The sequence below is a fragment of the Cupriavidus nantongensis genome (genome assembly GCF_041726985.1).
Classification (GTDB): Bacteria; Pseudomonadota; Gammaproteobacteria; order Burkholderiales; family Burkholderiaceae; genus Cupriavidus; species Cupriavidus nantongensis_A.
In genome coordinates this window covers 21,366-41,276 of sequence record NZ_CP168302.1, presented here as the reverse complement: position 1 = coordinate 41,276, position 19,911 = coordinate 21,366, and the positions used below count along the sequence as shown (strand labels likewise).

Genomic DNA, 19,911 nt, shown 5'->3' with positions numbered 1-19,911 from the left:
GCGCCGACATGGAACTGATCTCTCAACATGGCTGCCACGGCGGCGTGCAGCGCTTCTATCGCCATGACTCGGCGGCGATCGGGCTGCCGATGCGTTTCTCGGTCTACCTGCCGCCGCAGGCGCAGGCAGGGGCACGGGTGCCGGTGCTGTTCTACCTGGCGGGCCTCACCTGCACCGAAGAGACCTTCATGATCAAGGCCGGCGCGCAGCGTTTTGCCGCCGAGCACGGCCTGATGCTGGTGGCGCCGGATACCAGCCCGCGCGGCGCGGGCCTGCCCGGCGAAGCGGATGCGTGGGACTTCGGCGTGGGCGCGGGGTTTTATGTCGATGCCACGGAGGCACCGTGGCAGAAGCACTGGCGCATGGAAAGCTATGTCACCGAAGAACTGTTCGAACTGGTCACGAGCGCGTTGCCGGGCGATGCCGCGCGCGTCGGCATCTTCGGGCATTCGATGGGCGGGCACGGTGCGCTGGTGCTGGCGCAGCGCCATCCGCAGCGCTTCCGCTCGGTGTCGGCGTTCGCGCCGATCGCCGCGCCGTCGCGCTGCCCGTGGGGCGAAAAGGCCTTTACCGGCTACCTCGGCAGCGACCGCGCCGCCTGGGCGGAATATGACGCGAGCGAGCTGATGGCGCGCCAGCCGGGTGCGCCGTTCCCGGCCGGCATCCTGGTCGACCAGGGGCTGGACGACCAGTTCCTGCAAAGCCAGCTGCATCCGGAGGCATTCGCCGCAGCCTGCCAGGCCGTGGGCCAGCCGCTGACGCTACGCCGGCACAGCGGCTACGACCACGGCTACTACTTCATCACCAGCTTTATCGCCGATCACATCCGGCACCACGCCACGCAGCTGTAGCGGCGCGCTCAGCCTTCCGCCACGCGGCGGTAGGCCCCCGGGCGCGATCCGGTCCAGCGCCGGAACGCCCGGTGGAACGCCCCGGGCTCGGCAAAGCCGAGTTCGGCCGCGATATCGGCGACCGCGCGCCCGGAATGGCTGAGCGCCTCGATCGCCAGGTCGCGCCGCAGCGCATCCTTCAGGTCCTGGTAGCTGACACCTTCCTCCATCAGCCGGCGCCGCAATGACGATGCGGACAGGTTCAGGCTGACCGCCAGGTCTTCGAAGGTCGGCCATTGATCCGGACGCTGGTTGCGCAGCAGCCGCCGCACGCGCATACCCATGCTGCTGCGGTCCGAATACTTGACCACCACGTTGTGCGGCGCGTCGCGCAGGAAGGCCTTCAGGCTGCGCTCATCCTGGCGCACCGGCTGCTCCAGCAGCGCCGCGTCGAACACCAGCGCCGTCGCCGGCTGCGCGAACGCCAGCTGGCGCGAATACATGACGCGATACTCGGCGCTGTACGGCGGTTCGGCATAGGCGAACGCCGCCAGCCGCACCGGCACGCGCCGCCGCAGCAGCCAGCTCATCAGGCCATGCAGCATGATCAGCATGGTTTCCTGCGCAAACACGCCGGGCTGCCGCCCCAGGTGCGCGCTCGGCGTGGTCAGCACCAGCGCGGCCTCATCGCCGTGGCGCTCCAGCCGCACGCCGATGTCGTCCAGCAGCAGCCGGAAGTACCGCGTGATGCGCTCCAGCGCCTGCGCCAGCGTGCGGCTGCCCGCCACCGCATGGCACAGCATGGCAAAGCTGCCGCACTTCATGCTGCGCGAATCCTGGCCGAAGAATTCATCGTCCAGCGCCGCTGCCACGGCCAGCCACAGCTCGCTGTAGCTGGCCGCCGAAACGCGCGCCTGCGGCACCGCCAGCAGCGCCGGTGCAATGCCGGCGCCGCGCAGCACTGGCTCCGGGTCAATGCCGCGCGCTTGCAGCCCCGCGATGGCGTGGTGGACGAAACAGATGGCGACACTGCCTTTTTCCATGGCGCTGGAGGGTGGCAAACGAGTTCACGAAGATTGGCGGATTTTGGCATAGGAGCCGGCCCCGGGCGTTCCTACACTGCCCGCAGGTCAAACGCCGAGCGCGCATTCTGCCTGACTTGCAGCGCGGCTCCAAACGCCCACCCAATCTGCCATGCACAGCGACTACACCGAAGAGCAAACCATGATCCGCGACAGCGCGCGCGCCTTTGCCACTGAACGGCTGGCCGGCGGCGCCGCGCAATGGGACCGCGACGGCCGGCTGCCAGACGAGGTCGTCGCCGAAATGGGCGCGCTCGGGCTGCTGGGCATGATCGTGCCCGAGGAATGGGGCGGCACCTACACCGACTATGTCGCCTACGCGCTGGCCATCGAAGAAATTGCCGCGGGCTGCGCCGCCTGCGCGACCATGATGAGCGTGCACAACTCGGTCGGCTGCGGGCCGATCCTGCACTACGGCACCGACGCGCAGAAGGAGCGCTACCTGGCCCGGCTGGCCAGTGGCGAGCTGATCGGCGCGTTCTGCCTGACCGAACCGCAAGCGGGCTCCGAGGCGCACAACCTGCGCACCCGCGCCCGCTTTACCGACCACGGCTGGGTGCTCAACGGCAGCAAGCAGTTCGTCACCAACGGCCAGCGTGCGGGCGTGGCGGTGGTGTTTGCCGCCACCGAGCCTGAGCGAGGCAAGAAAGGCATCTCCGCATTCCTGGTGCCCACCGACACGCCTGGATTTATCGTCCATGCGCCGGAAAAGAAGCTGGGCATCCGCGCCTCGGACACCTGCGCCATCACGCTGGAAGACTGCGTGGTCCCGCATGACGCGCTGCTGGGCGAGCCCGGCGAGGGCCTGCGCATCGCGCTGTCCAACCTGGAGGGCGGACGCATCGGCATCGCCGCGCAGGCGATCGGCATCGCCCGTTCGGCATTCGAGGCCGCGTGCCGCTACGCGTCCGAGCGCATCCAGTTCGGCCGTGCGCTGCGCGAGCATCCTCCCATCGCCAACATGCTGGCCGACATGGCCACCGAACTGAATGCCGCGCGGCTGCTGGTGCATCGCGCCGCGCGCATGCGCAGCGACGGGGTACCGTGCCTGTCGGAAGCGTCGCAGGCCAAGCTCTATGCGTCGGAACTGGCTGAGCGCGTGTGCTCCAAGGCGCTGCAGATCCACGGCGGCTATGGCTACCTCGAAGACTACCCGGTCGAGCGCCATTACCGCGATGCCCGCATTACCCAGATCTACGAAGGCACCAGCGAGATCCAGCGCATGCTGATCGCGCGCAGCCTCTGACCCCCTCTACTCGCCCTCTTCCCCTGCACAACAACACCCTCCGGAGACAACCATGACTGCCGTGCCCAACACCGCCACTGCCGTGCCGACCGTACCGCTGCTGATCAACGGCGAATGGGTGACCTCGTCCGCCACCGAATTCCGCAACGTGGTCAACCCCGCGACGCAGGAAGTGCTGGCACGCGTGCCGCTCGCCACCGCCAGCGAAGTCGCGGCAGCCGTGGGCGCCGCGCACCGCGCCTTTGCCACCTGGCGCCACACGCCGATCGGCGCGCGGCTGCGCGTCATGCTGCGCTTCCAGGCGCTGATCCGCGAGCACAGCAAGCGTATCGCCGCGATCCTGACCGCCGAGCAGGGCAAGACTCTGGCCGATGCCGAAGGCGATATCTTCCGCGGGCTGGAAGTGGTCGAGCACGCCTGCTCCATCGGCACACTGCAGCAAGGCGGCTTTGCCGAGAACGTCGCCGCCACCGTCGACACCTACACGCTGCAGCAGCCGATCGGCGTCTGCGCCGGCATCACCCCATTCAACTTCCCGGCGATGATCCCGCTATGGATGTTCCCGATGGCGATCGTCTGCGGCAATACCTTCGTGCTCAAGCCGTCCGAGCAGGATCCGCTGTCGACCATGGAGCTGGTCAAGCTGGCGCTGGAAGCCGGCGTGCCGCCGGGCGTGCTGAACGTGGTGCACGGCGCCAAGGACGTGGTCGATGCGCTGTGCACGCACCCGGACATCAAGGCGGTGTCGTTCGTCGGCTCCACCGCCGTCGGCACCCATGTCTACAACCTGGCCGGTGCCCACGGCAAGCGCGTGCAATCGATGATGGGCGCCAAGAACCACGCGGTGGTGCTGCCCGACGCGCACAAGGAGCAGACCCTGAATGCGCTGGCGGGCGCCGGCTTCGGCGCGGCCGGCCAGCGCTGCATGGCCACTTCGGTGGTGGTGCTGGTGGGCGCGGCACGTGACTGGGTGCCCGACCTGGTGGCGCGCGCCAAGTCGCTCAAGGTAGGCGCCGGCGTAGAGCCTGGCACCGATGTCGGCCCCGTCGTGTCGGTCGCGGCAAAGGAGCGCATTCTCGGCCTGATCGCCGCCGGCGAGCGCGAAGGCGCCACGCTGGTGCTGGACGGGCGCGGGGTGGAAGTCCCGGGATATCCGCAAGGCAACTTCATCGGCCCGACCATCTTCACCGACGTGAAGACCGACATGTCGATCTACACCGAAGAGATCTTCGGACCAGTGCTGGTGGTGATCGGCGTGGACACGCTGGACGACGCCATCGCGCTGGTCAACCGCAACCCGTTCGGCAATGGCACCGGCGTGTTCACGCAAAGCGGCGCCGCGGCGCGCAAGTTCCAGAGCGAGATCGATGTCGGCCAGGTCGGCATCAACATCCCCATCCCGGTACCGGTGCCTTACTTCAGCTTCACCGGCTCGCGCGGTTCCAAGCTGGGCGACCTGGGGCCGTACGGCAAGCAGGTGGTGCAGTTCTACACGCAGACCAAGACGGTGACGGCGCGGTGGTTTGACGATGCCACGGTCAATGATGGGGTGAATACGACGATCAGCCTGAAGTAATCGGGCGGCACTCAAAAACGACACGGAAGGAGACACCCCATGCATATCGCCTTCATCGGCCTGGGCAACATGGGCGCGCCCATGGCGCGCAACCTGCTCAAGGCCGGTCACACGCTGACCGTATTCGACCTGAACGCCGCCGCGGTGGCATCGCTGTGCGCCGAGGGCGCGGGCAGCGCGGACTCTGCGCGCAAGGCCGTGGCCGAGGCGGATTTCGTCATCACCATGCTGCCGGCGGCCGCGCACGTGCGCAGTGCCTACCTCGGCGACGACGGCGTGCTGGCCGGAGTGCGGCCCGGCGTGCCGCTGGTCGACTCCAGCACCATCGACCCTGCCACCGTGCGCGAACTGGCCGCCGCGGCCGAGGCGCACGGCAATGCGCTGGCCGATGCGCCGGTCTCCGGCGGCACCGTCGGCGCGCAGGCCGGCACGCTGACCTTCATGGTCGGCGCCTCCGAAGCGTTGTTCGCGCAGGTACGGCCCGTGCTGGCCGGCATGGGCCGCAACCTGGTCCACTGCGGCGGCACCGGCACCGGCCAGGTCGCCAAGATCTGCAACAACCTGATCCTGGGCATCTCCATGATCGGCGTCTCGGAGGCGATGGCGCTGGGGGTGAAGCTCGGCATCGATGCCAATGTGCTGGCGGGCATCGTCAATACTTCCACTGGGCGCTGCTGGGCTTCCGACACCTGCAATCCGTGGCCCGGCGTGATCGAGACCGCGCCGGCCGGCCGGGGCTACAGCGGCGGCTTTGGCGCCGACCTGATGCTCAAGGACCTCGGCCTGGCCGCGGACGCCGCGCGCAGCGTGAAGCAGCCGCTGTTCCTCGGCGCGCTGGCGCAACAGGTCTACCAGGCGGTGAGCCATGCCGGTGATGGCCATCTCGACTTCTCCGGCGTGATCCGCCAGTACCTGTCCGCCGCGGACAAGGAGCACCAGCAATGATCGAGTTTGCCCTGCACGGCCACGTCGCCACGCTGACGCTGAGCCGACCGCCCGCCAACGCGTTCACCGCCGAGGGTCTGCAACAGTTGCGCGAACTGGTGGCAAGGATCGATGCCAACCCGGAAGTCCGCGCCGTGGTCGTCACCGGAGCCGGCGAGAAATTCTTCAGCGCCGGCGCCGACCTGAACGGCTTTGCCGAAGGCGACCGTGCCCACGCGCGCGTGATGGCGCAGCAGTTCGGCAGCGCCTTCGAGGCGCTGCATAATGCGCGTCCGGTGGTGATTGCCGCGATCAACGGCTATGCCATGGGTGGCGGGCTGGAATGCGCACTGGCCTGCGATATCCGCATCGCCGAGGAGCAGGCGCAGATGGCGCTGCCCGAAGCCGCCGTAGGACTGCTGCCGTGCGGCTGCGGCACGCAGACGCTGCCGTGGCTGGTCGGTGAAGGCTGGGCCAAGCGCATGATCCTGACCAACGAGCGCGTCGACGCGGCCACCGCGCTGCGCATCGGGCTGGTGGAGGAAGTCGTGCCGCGCGGCCAGGCCCTTGCCACGGCGCTGGCGATGGCCGAACGCGCCGGCAACGTCAGCCCGCGTGCCGCCGCGCACAGCAAGCGGCTGGTGCACCTGGCGCGCCAGGGCGTGCCGCGCCAGGCCGCGCTGGCGCTGGAGCGAGAGCGCTTTGTCGACCTGTTCGACGATGCCGACCAGCGCGAGGGCGTCAATGCCTTCCTCGAGAAACGCGCGCCGCAATGGCGCAACGCCTAGGAGCGCGCCATGCGCCTGACCGAAGAAACCAAGGCCGCCAATCTGGATGTGGCCGAGCCGGAGGTGCTGTTCCATGTGGTCAACGGCGTCGGCATTGCCACGCTGAACCGGCCGCGCCAGCTCAATGCCCTGTCGTATCCGATGGTGGTCGCGCTGGGCGCGCAGGTCGAAGCCTGGGCAAATGACGATGCCATCCGCGCGGTGGTGCTGCGCGGCGCGGGCCCCAAGGCCTTCTGCGCCGGCGGCGATATCCGCGCGCTGACCGACAGCTATCGCGACGGCACGCCGCTGCACCGGCGCTTCTTTATCGACGAATACACGCTGGACTACCGCCTGCACCGCTTTCCCAAGCCGCTGGTGGCGCTGATGGACGGCATCGTCATGGGCGGCGGCATGGGCCTGGCACAGGCCGCGCACCTGCGCCTGGTCACCGAGCGATCGCGCGTGGCCATGCCCGAGACCGGCATCGGCCTGGTGCCGGATGTGGGGGCCAGCCACTTCCTATCGAAGCTGCCGCTGCCGCTGGCGCTCTACCTGGGATTGACCGGCGTGAGCATCGGCGCAGCCGACGCCTTGCTGTGTGGACTGGCCGATGCGGCGGTGGACAGTGCCACGCTGGCCGGACTGGAGCAAACCCTGGCCGGCATCGAATGGGGCCATGACACGCTTGTGGACCTGCGCCGTGCGCTGGTGCGCAAGCCCGTCGCCAGCGTCGCCGAAGCACCGCTGCTGCAAGTGCTGCCGGCCCTGCTGCAGCATTTCGCGGGGCACGCCACGCTGCCGGAGATCCTGGCCGGCCTGGCTTGCCAGGACGACCCCGCCTACACCGCATGGGCCACCCGCACTATCGATGTCCTGCGCACCCGCTCGCCGCTGTCCGCGTGCGCCACGCGCGAGCTGCTGCTGCGCGGGCGCAGGATGAACCTGGCCGACTGCTTCCGCATGGAACTGGCGGTGGTGGTCAACACCTTCGCACAAGGCGATTTCGTCGAGGGTGTACGCGCGCTGATCGTCGACAAGGACAACGCCCCGCACTGGCGCGTCACCAGCTATGACGCGGTGAATAATGCCGAGGTCCAGGCACTGTTCCGGCCGTGGTGGGCGCCGGGCGAGCAGCCGCTGCCCCTGCCCCCGTACCACTGAGCGGATGCGCTGCCGTGAGCCTCGACGCGCTGCTGGCGCGCAGCCCCTGGGCCGCGGCACTGACACCGGTGCAACGCGAGCGCGTGCGCACCGAGCTGCGCGAGCGCGCGGTGCCGCAAGGCGCCTATGTCATCCGCAAGGGCGACCTCGCCGACAGCTGGCTGGGCGTCGCCGACGGCCTGGTCAAGGTGCATTGCGCCTCGCCGTCCGGCAAGCGTGCCACGCTTACCGGCGTGCCGGCCGGCGGCTGGCTCGGCGAAGGCTCGCTCCTCAAGCGCGAGGCGCTGCGCTATGACGTCGTGGCGCTGCGCGATTCCCGCATCGCCTGCATGCCGGGTGCCACGTTCCGGTGGCTGCAGGAAACCAGCCTGCCCTTCAACCGCTACCTGCTCGACCAGCTCAACGAACGGCTCGGCCTGTTCATCGCCACCGTCGAGCATGAGCGGCTGCATGGCATCGAGGGCCGTGTGGCGCGGGCGCTGGCGACGCTGTTCAATCCGGTGCTATGCCCTGGCCTGGGTCCGGCGCTGCATCTGACACAGGAGGAAGTGGGCCTGCTGGCGGGGATTTCGCGCCAGCGGGCCAATGCGGCGCTCAAGGTGCTGGAGAGCGAAGGCTTGCTGGCGGTCGAGCACGGCGCCGTGCATGTGCTCGACCTGGAGGCGCTGCGCCGCTACTGAGCGCGGCGCGGGTTCATGCTTGTGAGGCCGTCGATGGCTTCACCAGCCCGTCCGCCCGGAACATCGCCTTGATACCGCGCACCGCCTGCCGGATGCGCGATTCATTCTCGATCAGCGCAAAGCGCACGTACTCGTCGCCATAGTCGCCAAAGCCGATGCCGGGCGACACCGACACCTTGGCCTTGGCCAGCAGCTGCTTCGAGAACTCCAGCGAGCCCAGCGCGCGGTACGGTTCGGGAATCCGCGCCCAGATATACATCGAGGCCTTCGGGATCTCCACCGGCCAGCCCGCCTCAATCAGCCCGCGCGCCAGCACGTCGCGGCGCGACTGGTATTGCGCGGCGATCTCGCTGACGCATTGCTGGTCACCTTCCAGCGCGGCAATGGCCGCGATCTGCAGCGGCGTGAAGGTGCCGTAGTCGTGATAGCTCTTGATGCGCGTCAGCGCCGCCACCAGGTCCGGGTTGCCAACCATGAAGCCCACGCGCCAGCCCGCCATGTTGTAGCTCTTGGACAGCGTGAAGAATTCCACCGCGATGTCCTTGGCGCCCGGCACCTGCATGATCGACGGTGCCTTCCAGCCATCGAAGACGATATCCGCGTAGGCCAGGTCATGCACCACGAAGATATCGTGCTTGCGCGCCAGCGCGATCACGCGCTCGAAGAAATCCAGCTCCACGCATTGCGCCGTCGGGTTGGACGGAAATCCCAGCACGATCATCTTGGGCTTGGGATAGCTGCCGCGAATGGCGCGCTCCAGCTCGGCAAAGAAGTCAATGCCCGGCACCAGCGGCACCGAGCGGATATCCGCCCCGGCGATGACCGCACCGTAGATATGGATCGGATAGCTGGGATCGGGCACCAGCACGGTGTCGCCGCGATCCAGCGTGGCCAGCATCAGGTGCGCGAGACCTTCCTTGGAACCGATGGTGACGATGGCCTCGGTATCCGCATCGATCTCGACGTCATAGCGCTGGCGGTACCAGTGCGAGATCGCGCGGCGCAAGCGCGGAATGCCCTTGGATGCCGAATAGCCGTGCGTATCGGGCCGCTGCGCCGCTTCGGTCAGCTTGGCCACGATATGCGCCGGCGTGGCGCCATCGGGATTGCCCATGCTCATGTCGATGATGTCCTCGCCACGGCGGCGGGCGGCCATCTTCAGCTCGGCGGTGATATTGAAAACGTACGGGGGAAGGCGATCGATGCGCGCAAAGCGGCGCTTGCCGGAGGAAGCGGCAGTCATGAGGAAGTCCTTTACGTAAGCGCCCGGAACCGTCCGAGCGACGTCGGCAGACGTTGTCTCGTCTGCCGGGGACTTATGTTAGCGGGGATGCAAAGATTGCACAACGGCCATGTGCGACCGTGCGCGACCGTTCAGAGCAGCTTGCCGCCCGGCGGATGCGTCGGCCGGTCCGCCGGCAGGTTGCGCACGATGCAGTCCAGCGCGCGCGCATCCGACTTGCCGCCAAGCGCGGCGCTGACCGAATCGCGATACTGTGCCGGGGAAATGCGACGGTAGTACAGCCGCGAGGTCTGGTCCAGCCAGTAGACGTAGTTGTCATCGTCCCGGCTGCCGCTGGTGCGCAGCCACTCGCTGATATTGCTGGAGCCGACCACCATATTGGGGCACGCGGTCTGCAGCGAATCGAGATAGGCGTTGAAGCCACGGGCCTCGATATTGCGCACGGAGTCCGGCGCGCACGCGGCCAGCATGGCGATGGAGGCCGCCGCGGCGGCAAGGCGCAATGGCTTGATGGCAAACGGCACGGCGCTGCTCCTGGAGATGGCGAGAACGATGGCTATGCCGCCATCTTAGGACATGCCCGCGCCCGCGTACACCGCGTCGCAGCGCTCAGTCGTCCAGCGTCTCGTGCACCGCCGCCGCCCCGCGCTTCCAGTAGGCCGACGCGCGAATGCGCTTCTTGTCGATGCCGCGCTCCATGACCAGGTACTGGCGCACGGCCTTCATCGCCGCGCCCTCGCCTGCGGCCCACACATAGCCTTCGCCACGCGGCAGCGCCAATTCGCGCAGCGCGCCTTCAAGCAGGCTGCCTTCCGGCGCATCGCCGCGATGCAGCCAGTGCAGGTCGACGTGCGCGGCGCTCGGCAGCGGGATCTGCGCGGCGGCATCGCCCACTTCCATCACGACGATGGCATGGGTGCCGGCACCCAGCTCTTCCAGCCTGCGCGCGATCGCCGGCAGCGCCGTATCGTCGCCGACCAGCAGGTGCCAGTCGAACCCTGTCGGCACCACGAACGAACCGCGCGGCCCGCCCACGCCCAGGTACTGGCCCGGCCGCGCCTGCGCCGCCCACGTCGACGCGGGGCCATCGCCATGCAGCACGAATTCGAGGTCCAGCTCCTGCTTGGCCGCATCGTAGCGGCGCGGCGTGTAGTCGCGTGCCGCCGGGCGCGGCTGGCCCTCCGGAAACACGATGCCGTCCGCGGTGACCTGCGGCAGCACCGGCTTGTCCTCGCCGGCAGCCGGGAAAAACACCTTGACGTGATCGTCGAACGACGCCGAGACAAAGTCCTGCAGGTCGGCGCCGCCCAGCGTCACGCGCAGCAGTTGCGGCGAGACCAGCGTGGTGCGCACCACCTGCAGCAGGCGCATCTTCAGCGGATGGCGCACGCGCTCGACGGTCAGGTTGCGTGCGGGTTCAGTAGCGTTTGTCGTCATATCGGAATTCCTTGTCTGCGCGCCCTGCGCCTGCCAGGCACGATTGCCGAAGGCCGATGCCAGGGTCAGCGCCATGGTTCAGGCCTGCGGGCCCGCTTCGATCTCAGCCGCCGCGCGCGCCAGGATCGCAGCAATGCGGCGCTGCTCGTCGGCACTCGCTTCGCTGCGCATCACCAGCGCCTGCTTCAGCGCGGCGCGCGCCTGCATCAGCTCGGGCAGCCAGCCGCCCTGCTCCGGCTCGGGCTGCTGCTCGCCACGCATCGCCCGGCGCATCCACTCCATCTTGCGCGCCACATGGCGCAGCCGCGCCACCATGACATCGACACGCTCCCGATTGGCCGCCAGGTGCGCCCTGCCGGTCTCCGACAACTGGTAGCGCTTCTTGTTGCCTTCGGTGTCGACCGTGGCATAGCCGACTTCTTCCAGGTAGGTCAGCGCAGGATAGACCACGCCGGGGCTGGGCTTGTAGAAGCCGTTGGTACGGGTCTCCAGCGCCTTGATCAGTTCGTAGCCGTGGCTGGGCTTTTCTTCCAGCAGCGACAGCAGCAGCAATTGCAGGTCGTCGGCGCTGAACTTGCGGCCACGGCGCCAGCCTTCCTCGTCGAAGCCGCCGGGGCCGCCGGGACCGAAAGCGTCGTCGTCGCGACCGCCCCAGAAGCTGCCGTGGCCGCGGCTCATGGCGTGATGAGTCATGTGCGGGGCCAGGCGCATTATGAGATGGCGGGCCCTCCCGAGAAGGTCCGGATAGGCACGGAAGCCGGGGTGATGCGGGTGGTGGTGATGCATGGAGCTCTCCTGTATGTCGCTAGACATATCTTACGATATATATCGTACGAGCTAAAGTCAAGGAGCCTTCCTTTACCGGGCAACGTACTGCGGGGACTGCCGTGCGTGCGATGGCGTACCAACGTGGGTTGTCTATCGTCCTGCCGCTTTCCAACATTCCTTTAACGCCAGCATCGCGACAGACGGTGCCATGGCCGGCACGACAGTGAACAACAACAGGCCAACCGGGGGACAAAGATGGACGCCAGGATTCAGCGCAGGCTGAGGGCCTGCATCGGCGCCATGATGCTGGCGCCTGCTGGGGTGGCGTTCGGCGCCATGGAGGATGGGCTGCTGAGCGCGGATCCGGTGGGGGCGGCGGCGCGGGGCTATTACGCCGAACCGGCGTACGACATGGGTACCCATTATCAGGGCGGTCATTTGCGGCTCGGCTATAAGCTGTCGCCAGACTGGTCGCTGGAAGCAGGCTATTGGCGCCGCCATGTCAGTCATGGCGATGACGCCGCCGGAATCGGCCGCAAACTGACGCTGCGCCTGCCGGCCTGGGCAAACTACACCGGCAACCCGCGCAAATCCGGCGCAATGCTGGGGAACAAGCTCGCCGGCTACAGCATCGCTCACCCGAACGACACGCAGTTGCAAGCCGATCTGATCTACACCGGCCGTCGCTGGCCCGGCCAGGTGCTGACCGGCTTTATCGGCGGCGGCTTCCAACTCAATGCCGCCGATGTCGGTATCGACGCCGGCAGCAGTTTCAACGACGGCAGCGCATTCGTCGGCGCGGGCGGCTCATGGCGCTGGGGCCTGGGTGCGTGGAGCCTGACCGCGGGTTACCACGTCCAGTACTTCTTCCGCGAACTGGATAACCGCTACATGGCCTATGGCTCTGCCAGGACACCGTTCAACCAGACCGTGCTGCTGCAGGCAGCCTACGCGGTCAACCGGCACGTCGACGTCTTCGTGCGTGGACAAGGAGCGCATAACAGCCTGATGGGTTATGTGCCGACGTTGTACAACCCGGTCTCCGCAAGCCGGCTTGACGGGACTTACGGGATGCTCTCGATTGGCTTGCGGGTCAGAGGGTTCTAGGCGCCGCGAAAACGCAGGTCAGCGGCGCTCCAGGCGGACGCGCACCCCGTTGCCCGAACGGATGGTTACGCGCCCCACCACCATCGGCACATGCCCCGGATCTGCTTCGACGCGATACCGGCGGACGATGCTGGCGAGTATCAGCACGGCTTCCTGCGTCGCATAGGCAGCGCCGATGCATACGCGTGGCCCCTTGCTGAACGGGATATACGCGCACTTCGACGACTCCTTGCCGGCCGGCGTGTCGAAACGATCCGGGTCGAACTCGTCCGGCCGCTCCCACAGCGTGCGGTGCCGATGCAGGAGCCACGGCGAAATCAGGATCGGTGAGCCCTGCTTGACCGACTTGTCCCGGATGCACTGGGACTGCGCGGCCTCGCGCACGAAGAACCCCACCGGCGGGTACAGGCGCAGTGTTTCGCGAAAGACGTTGCCCACGGTCGGCAGGCCCTTGATGTCGCTCAGCTCGAAATCCCGGTCCCCCACCGCGGCCTGGATCTCCGCCAGCATCTGGTCCTGCAGGTGCGGGCATTGCGAAATCAGGTAAAGCGCCCACGTCAGCGCGCTGGCCGACGTCTCATGCCCGGCCAGGAACAGCATGCAGACCTGGTCCACCAGGTCTTCATAGGTAAACCGATCGCCGCTTACCGGATCGACGGCATCCATCATGGCGGCCAGGATGTCCTGCCTTGCGCTACCCAGCCCGCTGTCGCGCTCCGCCATCCGCCGCGCGATGATGCCTGACAGGATGGCACGGATCTTCTTCGCCGCGCGCTTGCTGGCCCACCCCGAAAACACCGGCGGCAGCCGGTAGATCATCAGGATCATCGCCCGCTGCGCGTGATGCTGGAATTCCAGGAAGGCGTCGTAGATCTCCTTCGCCGCGGATTCTTCCAGGGTTTCCGACAGGATGGTGCGGAAGATGATGTCCGCCGTCACGTAGGTCATCTCGCCGTCGACCTCGAACGAACGCCCGTCCGCCACCTCATCCAGGCGTTGTGTCATGCCCGCCACCGAATCGGCCATCAGTGCGAACACCAGCCTGAGCCGCGCCTGCGCGAACGCCGGCTCCACCAGACGGCGCTGCCGCTCCCATAGGTCACCGTTGGTGGTGAAGATGCTGGTGCCCAGCAGCGGCTCCAGCATCCGGTGCATCAGCTTGTGCTTGGGATACGCATGCGCATCCCCCAGGATCCGGCGCACCCAGTCGGCATCGTTCACCATGAAGATGTCCATGCCGGGCTGCGAGATCTTGCCCATCTTCATCGAATAGCTGCGCTCGAACAGCACATCGATCCAGGAATTCCAGCCACGCAGGAAGCGCAACAGGAACGAACTCTTGCGCACGTGCGGCTTGGGATACGGGGGCTGGAAATTCATGGGGGCGAACTGCGGGTATCAGAAAGGCTGGATGCGACGCGGGCCGGCCGTCATCCGGAAATAGTCATACTCGTTAGGCAAGGCGCTTGCCATCAGATACTGGAAATGCAGGCGCTGCTTGCTGCGCTTCATGCGCGCGTATTCCTGCTTGCCGAACATGCGGAACGGGCGCACCACCTGTGCGGTGGGCCGGCCCGCGGCCGCGCCGGCAATGCCCGAGATATCGAGCGGATTGGCCTGCGAGAAACACAGCGAATCGGCACGGGCGTTCATGTCCAGCCATTGCATCTCCCGCTCCGTTGACAGCCGCTGCAGGTCGCGGCGGAACGCAGTGGCCGACGGCATCAGGCTCAAAAGCGGAATGCATTGCCCCAGCGTCACCAGCGTCAGGCCGCGGCGCTGCGCCGGTGTCAACGCATCTGCCAGGCGCGCCGCCAGCGACACGCCGACGATCGAGCCGACGCTATGGCCCACCACCAGTGCCTCATCGCAGGGCGATGCCTCCAGGTCACGGCGGATCCAGTCCGCAAACGCATCGATGCGCTGCCGGACGTCCTCGGGCTCGCGCTCGCCCCACGACTGCACGAAACGGTAGATCCGCAGCAGCCAGAACACCGCCAGGCGGTTCGCCAGCGCAACCCCGCCGCCGAACAGCACGGCGCCGGCGGCCATCCCGCCCGCCACCGCCAGCCATCCATGCACGCCCACCGCTGACAGCGCCGCCGAAGCGCCAATCCCGAAACCCAACGACAGCATCAGCAGCAGCGCCAGATAAACCAGCGGATACAACGCACTGAAGAAAGGCCCGCGGAAGGTCTTGCTGAGGCGGCCGAACGCGCCGCAACCGATATAGCGCGCATAGCTCGCGAGCGTCGCCAGCACCAGCCGCGGCAGGCTCGGCTCCCAGTGCCGACGCACCAGGTCGTCCCAATGCAGGAACTGGTACTCCGTGGAAACCGAATGGCCATCCCATTCACTGTCGACGTTCCAGGCGCTGACATGCTCACCCAGCCGCGAGCGCGCACCTACGGCGACCGAACCGCCATGATGGACGGCCTGCTTCGCCGACTCTTCGCGATACAGGCGGTGATAGAACGCTGCGCCGCGTGGATCGAAGCCGCTGACGTAATAGACCTTGCGTCGCCTTACGAGTCCCGGAGCAGCCTGCGCGGGTATTTCCTGAAGGGCAGCGCTCATCATTGCGTCCGGTGGTGCAGATTCTTCTTCAGTACCAGGTCCACGATCGGCTGCTCACGCTTGTTGGCGCGCCGGCAGTGGTCCTGCTGGAACTTGTCGGTAAACCAGATGATGAAACGGGCCCACCAGCGATGCTGTTCGCGCCAGGCGTGCGAAGACACCGACTCCCAGGCATAGCCATTGAACAGCGTCGCATTGACGAAATGATCGAGTGCCCGCACCCCTGCCCGGCCGCGCTCGGTCTTGCCGAAAAAACCGATATAGGCGATCAGGAGGTATCCGAGGACGGCCAACGGGACGATAAAGATCATCAGCAGGAAGCCGGCAATGCGTTCTCTCATGGCGGGGGCAAAGAGTGGGGGCTGGGGGCGCAGCGGGGGTAATGCGGGTGGACCTGCTATCCGGCAATGCCAAGGGCGCCAGGGCGCCCGACAGTATAGCGACAGATCCGGCCTGTCACGGCGGATATCCGTCCAACCGGATCGGCTCAGGAATGCTACCGTCTGGACTGTTGTAGTTTTGAAACAATATCCCGTCGGCGCCCACGAACAGCTTTCCGGGCGCGAACAAGACAGTAATTCACTGCTACGCAAACGTGGCTGGCATTCGGGTTTCCTCCAATTTGTAACTGGCATGCGTGAGCCGTTGAATAAAACACGGAGCCGAACGCTCGACAAAGGACTCGCATGCTGGTTCTCAGCCTTGTTCTATTTGCAGTGATTGGACTTGCCGCCTTCGTGATGGAATCGGCTGCGCAAGACTGGCGCGACGAACACGTATGACGGAGGCAAGGAAATGACTCTGTCATGCGCAGCATCAGCCGGACCCACCGGCCGTATCGATCATCCAACCAGCAGCGCAGCCAGTACGCTAACGGTTGCGTTGATATCCCAGACCCGACCGCTATAGGCATCGGCGGTGACGAGACCGGCGACAAACAGCAGCCGCGCCAGTTTTCGCCTTTGCAGATCCTTGCGACGCTGCTCCGGAACGGGCACCAGCATGTCGTCGGCATAGAACGACGAGTTGATCTGCGACACCCGCACCAGGTAGTTGCGAAAGCGCGAATAGACCCGCATGTCGACAGCGCCTGGATCATTCCAGAAGGCATCCAGGGACCCCTGGTAAGTCAGACCGGGCTTGGCGTAGAAGCAGCGGCCAAGCGCAATGACGGGAACGCGGTGAAACAAGGCCTGCAAACCGGTCGTGGAGTTCACCGTCACCAATCCCATGCATCGGTGCAGCAACGAAGGCAGGTGGGCATCGTGAATATAGACGATGCGGCCACTGGCACCGAAGCGTGCGGCGCATGCCTCAATAATGGCCGCGTAGTCGGTATGACCCCGATCCATGGGATGGTGCTTGAACACCAGCACGCTGTCGGCAGGCGCATGCTCGGCAAAGGAATGTGCGGTCCACTCGATGAAGTCCTCGATCCTGCGCCACGGGCTGTGCACGCGAATCTGGCTATCGTTGTAGACCTGCAGCGGAGCCAGAAAAAAGTGGGGATGATCGTTCGCAAGCAACTGCTCGCGCAGCGGCCGTTCCTGCCAGCGATAAACCTGCTTGCGGTATGCCGCCCGTATCCATTGCCCCAGTTCGTGCAAGGCGAAAGGCTTGTGATGCTGGTAATGCGGATAGCGGCGCGCACCCGTCATGCCAGCGGCAAAGTACCAGAACGAGTACAGCGCCATCTTGCGGAACGAATGCCGGAACTTGCGGGGCTTCGCCGGCACAGTGACCTTTGGAATCTCCGGGATCGCAAGCGGGGCAAGTGGAGAATCCGCATTCACGCCTCCGCACTCCAGCGTGATGTAGTCGGGGCGCACGTAGCCTTCTTCGAATGCCCAGAATGCAATACCCAGAGCATCGGCCACGCGCGCGCCAATGCGGTGCTGGCGACGGCTGGTGCCGAATACCACAATGGCGTCGATACGGCGCTCCGCAACCAGGCTACGGAGGACTGATTCCCACAGCACCATCGGCTGCACGAACCTGACAATGTCACCGCGACGATAGAAGGCATCGTCGCCGCCGTTGAAGTTGACTTTGGTGACCTGGCAGCCTTTGGCCGTTAGCAGGTCGCGCAGGCGCGCGAAGAACGGGCCGTTCGGTCCTTGCAGCAGCAGGACGCGGCGATGGTTGGCAATCTGTTCCAGGCTCGCCGGCTCCGTCGCGGCAGGCCCTGCAGCATCGTGCGGAGTGGCCCCTTTGCTTCCCTTCGACAGACTGGGGATGTCGATACTTCCGGACGGCTTCCTGAACGACAACATTTCCTCGACCCTCTTGCTGCTCTTGTATTCCGTTATTTGTGATTCTGTCTTTGTTCCGCAGCGTCTTATTGCTCTGGCGCAGATACCCGTCGATGCGCCGTGCAATGCTGCGGATGCGCCAGACCGGCAGCGTCGGCTCCTCCGGGCCTCCGACTGTCTCGCCGAGCGGCGCCGTCACGCCAGCGGATCCATGGCCGCAGCAGTGATTGGATCAAATGGCGCCGGAGTCCCGAGGCACGGGCTGGCACCTCATCGCGCCACGACAAGATGTGGTCCACCACAATTTCCGGCGTCGCGAATCCATGCTTGCCATCGCGCAAGACATAGCGCGGATACAGGATCAGCGCACCCGCAACGAGCATGTCGAGCGAAAGACGACGATGCCGACGCGGCATTTCGCAGCGGTCATCCGTGAGGCCCCAACCGGCATAGAACGGCGCGCCATGCGTCGTGACCGGCTTGCCACGAAGCAGGGCCTCGAACCCGGCAAGCGAGGTCAGGACATGGACGCCGTCGACAGCGGCGATAAGCCGGTCCATCGGACAATCCATCACCAGTTCGTCGCACAGCGCCTCGAGCGCTCTTTCCTCGTCGCGATTGCCGCGCAAGCCGCTCATGACATCTGGATGGGGCTTATAGACCAGATACGCGCCAGGCGCCTCGGCGCGCGCCGCCTCCAGCAGCGCGCGGTTGGTGCAGTTGCCAGGTGCCCCGAAACGCAGCGACGCATCCGCCTCCACCTGGCCGACGACCAGAATCACATGGCCAACGCCTGCAGGCCGGGTCCAGATTCCTGACCCGACGTTGTACTTGGTGAGCCCGGCATCGATGATGGATTCGCGCAATTGCGCGGCACGCGAAAGAACAGCGACGTCGAACTCGGCATTCGCCAGCAATCGTTCGAGGTCGGACTCACCGGTCGCGTCGTAGTAGATGCCGGAACGATCAAACACCCACGACAGCGGCCGGACCAGCTGCGCGCCAAGGCCGACAGATCGCAGGAAGCCATCCTCTACCGTGACTACCGATAGATCCGGACGCACCGTTGCGTCGACACTCTGGCCCCAGCGCAGCAACGTCGCGCCCTGCGGTACAGATCGCAGACCGCGATGGAAAATTACGTCATGACCTTGCAGGAAGTCCTTCAGGATTTTCCGCTTCCAGCGCGAAAAACCGACTGCATGCAGACGCCGCGGAAACTGCTGAGCCATCCGGCGTTGCAGCGCCAGGTAATCGATGGCGTCCTCCACCTCACAACGGTTTCCGGTATGAGGCTGGACATAGCGCGAGTATCTAACCAGCGTGCCAAATGCCAGTTGCTCCACCGAAACGGGATGCCGCCTGCTCGGCGCGGGCAATGCATCAATCGTCAGGCCCCAACCGGCATAGAAAGGCATGCCGAACGTATGAACCGTCTTGCCGTGCAGGAGCGCCTCGAAGCCGACCTGCGAGGTAACCACGAAGACGGCGCGCGCGCCGCGGATCAGCGGCACTACGTGGACGTCGTCCTGAAGCCGCTCCACGCGCGGATAGTCGCCGTGATCGAGAATCTGGCCGAGATAGCCACGCTTTCGCCCGAGCGCTACTTCAGGATGCTCCTTGACCAGGATTTTGCAATCCGGATACGTCTGCGACGCAGACTCAAGCATGTGGCGGAAACTATCGCCGCTCGCCTGGCCAAACTGCACCGAAGCATCATTTGCGGTCTGGTCGACGACCAGCACGTAAGGCTGTGCCGGCAGCGATACCGGAGCCGGCGCATAGTTGTATTTGGAAATGCCGGCGCCGCACCACCGTTCGATCAGTTGCCGCGCCCTGGTATGCTCTGCAGGCAGCAACGGCGTGGACACCAGCTCTTCCAACCGGGAAGGCTGCGAGGCGTCGTAATAGATGCCACGATCATCCACTACCAGCGAGCATGTCTGAGAGGACGGTCCGGGACACAGCGAGCGCAGGAAACCGTCTTCGAGCAAAAGGCATCGCGCTCCGCTTGCCGATGCTCGGACTCGAGCGCGCCTCCCACTGGGCTTGCGGCCCCACCCAATATGAACAACTTCGGTCGTTTCCAAGCCCGGGTACGAAAACCGCAGGGGGCCATCCAGGAAAGCCGGCAACATGCGCTGGCGCCAAAGTCCTACGTCGCGAATTGACACGATGTGCGGATTGCAAGAAAGGGAAACCTTACTCACAGGGCACCCCACCGCCGTCTGAATCGCAAGGTGATAAGAGCTTGAGCA

At 66.0% G+C, this 19,911-nt stretch carries 18 protein-coding genes; 8 read left to right on the top strand and 10 right to left on the bottom strand.

The window, feature by feature from the left end; all coding sequences use genetic code 11:
* Positions 1-8: 8 nt before the first annotated feature.
* Positions 9-851 (top strand): S-formylglutathione hydrolase, encoded by an 843-nt coding sequence (gene fghA, locus ACEI37_RS00155; protein ID WP_373376766.1) that lies wholly within the window; start codon positions 9-11, stop codon positions 849-851.
* Between the two features lie 8 nt (positions 852-859).
* On the opposite strand, the gene ACEI37_RS00150 is transcribed toward fghA, so the two are convergent.
* Positions 860-1,873, bottom strand: coding sequence for an AraC family transcriptional regulator (locus ACEI37_RS00150; protein ID WP_373376765.1), 1,014 nt, complete (start codon positions 1,871-1,873; stop codon positions 860-862).
* A gap of 151 nt (positions 1,874-2,024) precedes the next feature.
* On the opposite strand from ACEI37_RS00150, the gene ACEI37_RS00145 reads away from it, so the two are divergent.
* The 6 genes from ACEI37_RS00145 to ACEI37_RS00120 are packed head-to-tail and all read left to right on the top strand — an operon-like array spanning position 2,025 to position 8,269.
* Complete coding sequence (locus tag ACEI37_RS00145; protein ID WP_373376764.1) at positions 2,025-3,158, top strand: acyl-CoA dehydrogenase family protein; 1,134 nt, start codon at positions 2,025-2,027, stop codon at positions 3,156-3,158.
* A 52-nt stretch (positions 3,159-3,210) separates the two neighbouring features.
* Positions 3,211-4,734, top strand: coding sequence for a CoA-acylating methylmalonate-semialdehyde dehydrogenase (locus ACEI37_RS00140; protein ID WP_373376763.1), 1,524 nt, complete (start codon positions 3,211-3,213; stop codon positions 4,732-4,734).
* A gap of 39 nt (positions 4,735-4,773) precedes the next feature.
* Positions 4,774-5,679 carry a 3-hydroxyisobutyrate dehydrogenase gene (gene mmsB / locus ACEI37_RS00135; protein ID WP_373376762.1) on the top strand — a complete coding sequence of 302 codons (906 nt, stop codon included), beginning with the start codon at positions 4,774-4,776 and terminating at the stop codon, positions 5,677-5,679.
* Positions 5,676-6,446, top strand: coding sequence for an enoyl-CoA hydratase (locus tag ACEI37_RS00130; RefSeq protein ID WP_373376761.1), 771 nt, complete (start codon positions 5,676-5,678; stop codon positions 6,444-6,446). The genes mmsB and ACEI37_RS00130 overlap by 4 nt, the downstream gene beginning before the upstream one ends.
* 9 nt (positions 6,447-6,455) lie before the next feature.
* Positions 6,456-7,589: an enoyl-CoA hydratase/isomerase family protein gene (locus ACEI37_RS00125; RefSeq protein ID WP_373376760.1), complete on the top strand. Its 1,134-nt coding sequence runs from the start codon at positions 6,456-6,458 to the stop codon at positions 7,587-7,589.
* Between the two features lie 14 nt (positions 7,590-7,603).
* Complete coding sequence (locus tag ACEI37_RS00120) at positions 7,604-8,269, top strand: Crp/Fnr family transcriptional regulator (protein WP_373376759.1); 666 nt, start codon at positions 7,604-7,606, stop codon at positions 8,267-8,269.
* A gap of 13 nt (positions 8,270-8,282) precedes the next feature.
* Here the strand turns inward: ACEI37_RS00120 and alaC are convergent, their stop codons facing one another.
* The 4 genes from alaC to ACEI37_RS00100 form a co-directional block, all read right to left on the bottom strand.
* Positions 8,283-9,512 carry an alanine transaminase gene (gene alaC / locus ACEI37_RS00115; protein ID WP_373376758.1) on the bottom strand — a complete coding sequence of 410 codons (1,230 nt, stop codon included), beginning with the start codon at positions 9,510-9,512 and terminating at the stop codon, positions 8,283-8,285.
* Between the two features lie 131 nt (positions 9,513-9,643).
* The gene (locus tag ACEI37_RS00110; protein WP_373377761.1) at positions 9,644-9,982 is read right to left on the bottom strand and encodes a hypothetical protein; all 339 of its coding nucleotides are present in this window, start codon (positions 9,980-9,982) and stop codon (positions 9,644-9,646) included.
* A 139-nt stretch (positions 9,983-10,121) separates the two neighbouring features.
* Positions 10,122-10,949: a siderophore-interacting protein gene (locus ACEI37_RS00105; protein ID WP_373376757.1), complete on the bottom strand. Its 828-nt coding sequence runs from the start codon at positions 10,947-10,949 to the stop codon at positions 10,122-10,124.
* Positions 10,950-11,027: 78 nt separating this feature from the next.
* Positions 11,028-11,735: a PadR family transcriptional regulator gene (locus ACEI37_RS00100; RefSeq protein ID WP_373376756.1), complete on the bottom strand. Its 708-nt coding sequence runs from the start codon at positions 11,733-11,735 to the stop codon at positions 11,028-11,030.
* 237 nt (positions 11,736-11,972) lie between these two features.
* On the opposite strand from ACEI37_RS00100, the gene ACEI37_RS00095 reads away from it, so the two are divergent.
* Entirely contained in the window at positions 11,973-12,824 is an 852-nt protein-coding gene (locus tag ACEI37_RS00095; RefSeq protein ID WP_373376755.1) for a hypothetical protein, read from the top strand.
* A gap of 18 nt (positions 12,825-12,842) precedes the next feature.
* Here the strand turns inward: ACEI37_RS00095 and ACEI37_RS00090 are convergent, their stop codons facing one another.
* From ACEI37_RS00090 to ACEI37_RS00070, 5 genes are all read right to left on the bottom strand, one after another.
* Entirely contained in the window at positions 12,843-14,204 is a 1,362-nt protein-coding gene (locus ACEI37_RS00090) for a cytochrome P450 (protein WP_373376754.1), read from the bottom strand.
* Between the two features lie 18 nt (positions 14,205-14,222).
* Positions 14,223-15,401 (bottom strand): hypothetical protein, encoded by a 1,179-nt coding sequence (locus ACEI37_RS00085; protein WP_373376753.1) that lies wholly within the window; start codon positions 15,399-15,401, stop codon positions 14,223-14,225.
* On the bottom strand, positions 15,401-15,742 hold the full coding sequence (locus tag ACEI37_RS00080) for a hypothetical protein (protein ID WP_373376752.1): 342 nt from the start codon (positions 15,740-15,742) through the stop codon (positions 15,401-15,403). The genes ACEI37_RS00085 and ACEI37_RS00080 overlap by 1 nt, the downstream gene beginning before the upstream one ends.
* 501 nt (positions 15,743-16,243) lie before the next feature.
* Complete coding sequence (locus ACEI37_RS00075) at positions 16,244-17,674, bottom strand: capsule biosynthesis protein (protein ID WP_373376751.1); 1,431 nt, start codon at positions 17,672-17,674, stop codon at positions 16,244-16,246.
* Positions 17,675-17,739: 65 nt separating this feature from the next.
* The gene (locus ACEI37_RS00070) at positions 17,740-19,791 is read right to left on the bottom strand and encodes a capsular polysaccharide biosynthesis protein (protein ID WP_373376750.1); all 2,052 of its coding nucleotides are present in this window, start codon (positions 19,789-19,791) and stop codon (positions 17,740-17,742) included.
* Positions 19,792-19,911 lie beyond the last annotated feature (120 nt).